General features: G+C 62.9%; 1 pseudogene. It reads left to right on the forward strand.

Features of this window, described 5'->3' with window-relative positions:
- Positions 1-407 (forward strand): annotated as a pseudogene (locus QHC67_RS18890) (methylase); the annotation flags it as partial.

Raw genomic sequence — 407 nt, forward strand, 5'->3', positions numbered from 1 at the left:
CCTGGACGATCATCCATCAGAACCTTGAGGCCGCGCTCGAACTTACCGGGATCGTCGATGGCCTCGAAAACAAGACGCTCAACAGCGGCGCCAAGGCAGCGGCGCGCAGCCGGTTCGAAGGTACCAAGCAGCGCTTCTTCGCGCAGGTCCTGCTGTCGCTGAAGCTGCCATCGATCTACCCCGCGATCGACGCGCATCTGGCGAGCGACGAAAGTGTGGTCGTCCAGCTCGTCAGCACGGCGGAATCGATACTCAACCGGCGGCTCAACGAACTCGATCCCGACGAGCGCGAGGCACTAGAACTGGACCTCTCACCGCGCGAGGCTCTCGTTGACTACCTCACCCGCGCTTTCCCGACCCGCCAGATGGAGGAATACGTCGACGAACTGGGCGATGTTCGCTCGCGG

It is taken from the genome of Sphingobium sp. (genome assembly GCF_033795625.1).
Taxonomy (GTDB): domain Bacteria; phylum Pseudomonadota; class Alphaproteobacteria; order Sphingomonadales; family Sphingomonadaceae; genus Sphingobium.